Here is a 6667-nt window from a genome sequence, read left to right as displayed (position 1 = left end):
AGCAAGCTGGACAACCCGGTCGCCGTCGTTTGACCAAATGAACTCAATAAGTAATCGCTATATATTTCTAACAGTTCTGTATTCATCCTTATAGTTTACTTCAACTATGGGTGCGTAACATGAGTTAAATAATTGTGCAGCGTGTTGCCATAATAGCTTTGCAGCTTGGTATTGCGGTCAAAATTGTTAGTGGCTAAATCCCCTGTATTTTTATATTGGCTAGACAGCAGGAACTTCAACACTGTTTTAATGGCTTCGGTCTGGAAAGCATAATGCGTACCGCTTAATGCGTCCAAAAACGCATCATATTTATTGACAATATTCCTGACGGCGGCATCATCATCCAGGACTTGCAACACAAAATCATCATTACGGTAAGTGACAGCCATCAGCTAACTCCGTTGAGGGTTATTTTTTTCTCATTGCCGTATTTATCCACCAGTATCAGCATCACATACTCGCCGCATTGGTTTTTAGGCAGGCGAATATCTAATTTCTCACAAGCGGTCGCGTTCTCTTCAAAGCCTCCCGACACCTCTTTTCTCAAGCGTTTCAACTCTTCTGACACCAAATCTTCCGCCCAAAATACCTGGGCTAACTTGAACACCTCATCCCGATAATTCAAATCTACCAACACCATAGACAACGTGGCAAAATTGGGAAAATCTTCGGGGTCAGTCGCCAAGGTATTAGCGCGGAATTGCGTCAGCCGGACAATATGCTCCTGCTCACCCAAACTGAAAACATCCTGATTTTCGACCGTCGAAGTCAAGCACGACCATTCCACCAGCGGTTGCGAAATAAAGTCAAAACCGACGGCATCGATCACCGCATTTACGTCCGCCTCGGAAGACGGCTGTTGCAATGCGCCCGGCTTGTTGTTTTCCAGCAAGCGTTGCAATACCGATAAAGGCACTTTCAGGAATATATAACGGGTATTGCCGCGCTTGATTTCATCCTGCATAAAGCCCATCGCCACAATCGGCGCGATGATATAAAAGCGGTCACCCGCCTGTCCGCCCGTCACGTTGTGCAGGCTGTCCACAAAATTTTCCTCCAGCACCATGCCCTGGTTATTGGGATAATCCCAGACAAACGCCGAATCGCCGCCGATAAAACCTTCCGCGTCAAAGGCTTTGATCTTATGCGGTGCGTCACGCAGACTAAACAATTGCATCACAAACGGTTTGTAATCCACCCACGGCAAGGCATAGAGCTTTTGCTTGTCGTAAATGCCCGCATTCAACAACACAAACTCTTTGGCTTTGAGTGGTTTTGGCTTGGGTGTTTGGTTTTTGGCTTCTACAAAAGAAATCAAAAACGTGATGCGCCCAATCACCACGGCTTTTTCACCGGCTTTTAAACCGTCAGCGTCGTCAAGCACACTCAAGCGCGACAACTGCAATTTATCTTCGGGACACACCAGCGAAAAATATTCGGCTTTATTGCCGCTCAAGTGTTTGTCGGTAAATTCGGCGAGGTCTTCCAGCAAGGCATCGGTAATGACTAAATCGCCGCGCCGTGCCTTGTCATAAACCATCAGCAAACCGCGACTGCCGGACTTGGAATGTTCGGCGAAATCGCTGACCCGCTCGGATTCGCGGCGTTCATCTTTAGCTGCCGAACCGACATTGCTGGTCAGATTCAACAAGCGTTTTTGGATGGTATAAATGGCTAACTTGCCACAATCCATGCCAATCCAGCGGCGCTTGAGTTTTTCCGCAGTGGCTAGGGTTGTACCGGAACCGGCGAAGGCATCGAGTACGATGTCGTTTTCCGAGGAGCTTGATATAATGACGCGGTTTAAAAACTGCTCTGGCTTTTGTGTGGGGTAATCAACTCGTTCAGCCGCTTGAGAATTGACGGGGTAGATGTCCATCCACATGTCAGTTGGTGAGACACCTTGAACTTCATCTAAATATCTCTTTATTCGGGCAACACCGTTTTTTGTATAGTACAGACGGTTTTCTTTTTCATAACGCTGCATTGTTGTTAGAGGACAACGCCAAGTTTTTACTACACCTTTCCATTCATATTCATAGCCACCACCTTTTAAGCCTGTTCCAACCAAATCACCATCAGTAAATCTTTTTCCATCTGGATCAGTATGCTTATAACGAGTGGTTAGATGTTCTTCGGAATATTGAGAATATTGGGGAATGAACTTTGTCTGTTCTGAACGGGAATAATACAGAATCAAATCATGCACGTTTGCATAGGTTTTAGAATCGCTGTGCGCCGAAGTACGTTTCCAAATAATTTCATTCTGGAAATTAAATTCACCAAACACCTCATCCATAACCGCCTTGATATAGTGGCCTTTCTTCCAGTCCAAATGCACATAAATCGAACCATCATCCGCCAGAACCTCCCGCAACAACACCAGCCGCTCACGGATAAACTCAATAAACTGTGCGCCCATGACTTTATCCCGATAAGCCTTCTCGCGGTCTTTCATAAAGTCCTGCTTGGTGGCAAACGGCGGATCAATATAAACCAGTTTGATCCTGTTTTTAGTGCCGTAACGGTTCGCACCACGCTGGTCGTTATAAAGGGCTTTCAGGGCTAACAGGTTGTCGCCAAAAATCAGCAGATTGCGCCAATCGTCGCTAAAGGGATTGTCACTATTGAAACTACGCATTTTCTGCAAGGGCGCGGCGGGTGTGCGGCTTAAAATGTCCGGCTCGGATTTTTTGCCTTTGTATTGCAGTTCATAAACTGCCGTCCGTTCGACATAATCTGCTTCACCAGCAAATAACAGGTTTTTATAATGGGCAGGTAACGGCCTGCCTTGTTCAATTAATTGTATCAGGCGTTGTTTTTCTTGTTCTGTAAGCACCATACTCTTCCTTAGAAAATAACCCGCCGAGGTGTTTTAAAATTTTTATTAGCTACGCAACGGATTTTATTGTACCTATTCTCTGTTATAGAACGTCTGATAACAACCCTGGATTGCTTTATGTGTAGTAGGCGTTCATTTTTTAGCCTGTTCATTAAAAACGTACGCAGTGAAAAAATGAACAAAATAGTCTGAGTTTAATTTCCAGAAACAGTGCCATTTTCCAAAACAAAGCCATTTAGCGCATCCAGCCGCCAAGCCTGGGTTTCCCTGAGTGCTTTTATGGCCTTGTAAAGCTCGTTATCCAGCATGACTTGGTATTTAGCCAGAATGTCGCGTGTTATGCCTTGCAATATGGCGCGTTTGTTCCTTACCAAACCCGCCACTTCCAGCACTAAAGGCCGCTGTTCGGCTTTTTTGATTTCATCTTGGCAGTATTTGACAAGATCATAAAAATACTCCAACGGTTGATCCCAATTTTTAAGATAGTCTTCTATGGATTCTTGGTCTTGTTCTGCATCCTCTGCCAATTGTTTGTACATTATTGGGGCTTCATTTTTCAAAGCATCCATAACGGTCAGACTTTCCTCAGCAATTTGTTCAAATTCTTCAATAACACTCTGACACCATTGGTACTGATTCTGGTCAAAGTCGGTTAAATCATGTTCTGAGAGTTCCTTGATTGAATAATCTAAATTCATTTCACTATTGACGGCGTGAACAATATCTTGCGGCCTGTTGCTCAGCTCAATATGAGCAGTTTCTGATCTAACCAGCCGTCTTTGCCGCCATAAGCTGACGGCAATACGTTCAACCAGCGAATGTTCCAGCGTACCCGCTGGTTTTAGTTCCGCTTGCAATCCATCCAGTAACAGTTGATAGTCTTCCGGGCTTTCATCACTTAACAGCAAGTGCTTTGAGAATATGCCATGTGTGACCGCATTTATAGCCACAATCTGTTTACCTTCCTCAGTGATCGGGCCAGTGGATTTTTTGGCATTGGTTTGGTTGGCTTTTAGCTGTGTTACTGATGTTGTCATGGATTAATACCTCACATCCCGCAAGTGAATGGTTAACCTGACCATTATCCTATCATTAAACCTTGTCACGGGCACTTAATGGGTACCTTCATCATGCGGTTAGGTTTATTGATTGAAACTGATGGTATTCGTCCACTGCAATAGTTTATTACGCTCGTGGGCTTCCTTGGCTTCTAGTTCTGCCTTCGCTTCCAGGTCGATTTCTGCCTGTAGCGCGTCTGCCAAAATGCCGCACAATATATCCGGTGGTAAGGCTTCGGCCTGGACGGTCTGGCCTTCAAAACTACGCTTGTCAGTGGCCTTTGGGGGGGCGGTCGGCAGGTTGTATTGTTCGATGTGTTCCGGTGTCACGGCTAGGCGTGTAAACTCAATATTGGTATCACTGCCAACCATGAACGCCTTAACGTCTTCATCCAATGAGCCATAAATGTGAACACCGCTCGGATCATGGTCGCCAATGTGAAAAATCTTAACTGCGCCGTGTTGCTTGAATTTATCCGCTAAGTCGTATTTTACGGTTAATGAATCAAAACCGCCTGAACTCAATACGGGTACGCCATAAGGTTTTGATACCTGCTCCAACTGGTTTGACATACCCGCCGCCTCACACCATACATATAACCTAACGGGCTGTACCCGCTGCGGGTCTAATTTGTAGTTTTCTGCTGAGTAACGCACCGCTTCAATAAAACTTTGTGGTGAATCAAAATAACTTTCTTGTAGTTCGCTAAAGCCGTCGTCCCTGATCTGCTTGAACGGTATCATCTTGGCACGCCTCGCCTTGTTTAAGGTTTCACAAAGTCGGTCGTAAGCCTTTTCATCTTTTGCGTAGCCGTGCGCCCCAACCAACCGATAAAATATCTACCTGATGGTCATGGGCAGGTACGCCTTATACTCAATCAGGATGCTTTTAACCTTCTGTATTAACTCTTGGGTTTCGGTACGCGGGTTCCAGTCAATATAACCGCGTGGCCTTCCTTTTTTTGCTTTGGGTAACATATCAAACATAAACTTCGCCCTCCTTTGATTTTGGGTTCATCTTCAATAAAAAATCTTCCTGGGCTTGGTCACGCGCCATAACCTGGATAGAATCGCCAGCAGGTGTCCAGCACTCTAAAAGACGTGGGTAGATAATTTACTCTGTAAAGGGTGGTTTTTTCAGTCTACCAATCGGCGCGGGTAAGCCATTGTCCTTAAAATCGCTGCAATGGCGCGGTATATCGTCGATCTGCCTTGAATTGCATTTAAGGCAATATCGGTTGAGTGCTGAAAAATTCTCGCACTGCCTACAAAAGCGTCGGTTGTCGCTTAACTCTATTTTTTCAGGATTTTGATTTGCTACCGCTACACTTGCTGCGTTTGCTACAGTTGAAGCTAAGTCGTTGTTATTGTTTGTATCAGTTGTTTGAAAATCGGCGTTTATCTGTAGCAAGCCGTCGCTACACTTTGCTACAGTTGGGATTTCTTCATCGAATCGTAGCAAACTGTAGCGAGTGGTTACTACACTTGCGGCACACTCTGAATCCGGTAATGGCAAGGGTTTCAGGGCATGTGTAGCAGAAGTAGCAACTGTAGCAAGGGGTTTGTTATTTTCTGAAAAATCGCCTTTTTTTCGGATCAAGTCGGATAGGCTCATTTGTCGCCCTCCAACAATGCCGGATTGATTGCTACGAAAATTGATTTGCCTTCTTTAAATAACCTTACCCGGTTTAGTTCAGCTAGTTCAGTTAATGCGGCGGTAAGTGATTCCTTATTTCGTACTGGGCAAAGTTGCTGCATTTCACGCCTGTTGATTTTTTGGATGTTTTTGAGACGGCAATAATTGAGTAGCCAGCCATCAACCCGCACGGCATTAGCTTGTTCCACGGGCAAGGCCAATTCACCAAAAAAACGCCTGGACTCGGATAAATGCCACGCTGCAATCCGGCTTGCGCCATCAAAGTGATCCTTACTGATTTGTCCGGCAAAAACTTGGGTGTCATAAACATGAAAAATCGCTGCAATCCGTACCGCGTTATCGGCAATCTTGGACGCACAATCCCTAACGTCGTACAGTTCGCCATTGGCTGATAAATCCGATTCAATGGCATCATGAAACGCTACCCATTCCTGTTTAGCATCCTTGGATAGCTCCAACGCCATAGGCTCTAAAGACAGGCCATTTTCGGATTTAATGGGCAAAGGCTGATTAAGTATGGCGTTCAACCTTTTGTTAAACTCAGCCAAAAAAGGCCAGCTTTCCGGCGGGTCGGTATAGAACCGCGTCCCTTGGGGGGATTCCGGCCAGCACATCAAAAATCGGGCTAAAAATCCCGTGCCACGCGCCAGCGCACCTGATTTGTCAAAGAATGCCCGAAGCGTGGCTTCCTGAATCTGCAAGCCTACGGTAAGCCGTGCATCCCGTACTATGAAGGATTCCGAAGTTTTGCGGCCTATGGTTAAAGACTTCCCATCCCACAACGTATTGAGAAAAGCCAAGTTCCGCATAACGCTATCCTTGCCCATACCGTGACTGCCTAATACCGCGCCAGCTTCCGAACTGATAACGCCAGAGTTAGGCCAGCGTTTTGCCAATGAATAGGCTAGGTTTTCCGGTGTTTCGTCCTGTAGGAAAATTCGCGGGACTAACGGCGGGATCGACTCATTAGCTTGCAACAGACGTAATACCAATCACAGTAAGTTTTCTTATCAATAGTATGGGGTTATAATTCCACTTTAAAGTAAAACCTAAAGATGGGAGGCACCTATCGCCCGACCAAGACGATTACCCGAAGCGCTGCAGGCGTAT

7 protein-coding genes are annotated in these 6667 nt (G+C 45.6%); all 7 read right to left on the bottom strand.

The features are described from left to right. Window positions 1-104: 104 nt before the first annotated feature. Complete coding sequence (locus ACLQ6D_RS08635; protein WP_411726878.1) at window positions 105-389, bottom strand: hypothetical protein; 285 nt, start codon at window positions 387-389, stop codon at window positions 105-107. Next, window positions 389-2839 (bottom strand): site-specific DNA-methyltransferase, encoded by a 2451-nt coding sequence (locus tag ACLQ6D_RS08630; protein WP_411726877.1) that lies wholly within the window; start codon window positions 2837-2839, stop codon window positions 389-391. Before ACLQ6D_RS08630 ends, ACLQ6D_RS08635 begins: the two co-directional genes overlap by 1 nt. Window positions 2840-3036: 197 nt before the next feature. Then, window positions 3037-3879: a hypothetical protein gene (locus ACLQ6D_RS08625; protein ID WP_411726876.1), complete on the bottom strand. Its 843-nt coding sequence runs from the start codon at window positions 3877-3879 to the stop codon at window positions 3037-3039. A 105-nt stretch (window positions 3880-3984) separates the two neighbouring features. Further along, window positions 3985-4728, bottom strand: coding sequence for a hypothetical protein (locus ACLQ6D_RS08620; protein ID WP_411726875.1), 744 nt, complete (start codon window positions 4726-4728; stop codon window positions 3985-3987). A 12-nt stretch (window positions 4729-4740) separates the two neighbouring features. Further along, window positions 4741-4887: a hypothetical protein gene (locus ACLQ6D_RS08615; protein WP_411726874.1), complete on the bottom strand. Its 147-nt coding sequence runs from the start codon at window positions 4885-4887 to the stop codon at window positions 4741-4743. A 127-nt stretch (window positions 4888-5014) separates the two neighbouring features. Next, entirely contained in the window at window positions 5015-5500 is a 486-nt protein-coding gene (locus ACLQ6D_RS08610; protein WP_411726873.1) for a hypothetical protein, read from the bottom strand. 11 nt (window positions 5501-5511) lie between these two features. Then, complete coding sequence (locus ACLQ6D_RS08605) at window positions 5512-6549, bottom strand: YfjI family protein (RefSeq protein ID WP_411726872.1); 1038 nt, start codon at window positions 6547-6549, stop codon at window positions 5512-5514. Between the last annotated feature and the right edge of the window lie 118 nt (window positions 6550-6667).

Source organism: Methyloglobulus sp. (assembly GCF_046714055.1).
GTDB lineage: Bacteria > Pseudomonadota > Gammaproteobacteria > Methylococcales > Methylomonadaceae > Methyloglobulus.
The sequence above is the reverse complement of the archived record's forward strand: the minus strand, read 5'-3'. Positions and strand labels throughout refer to the sequence as shown.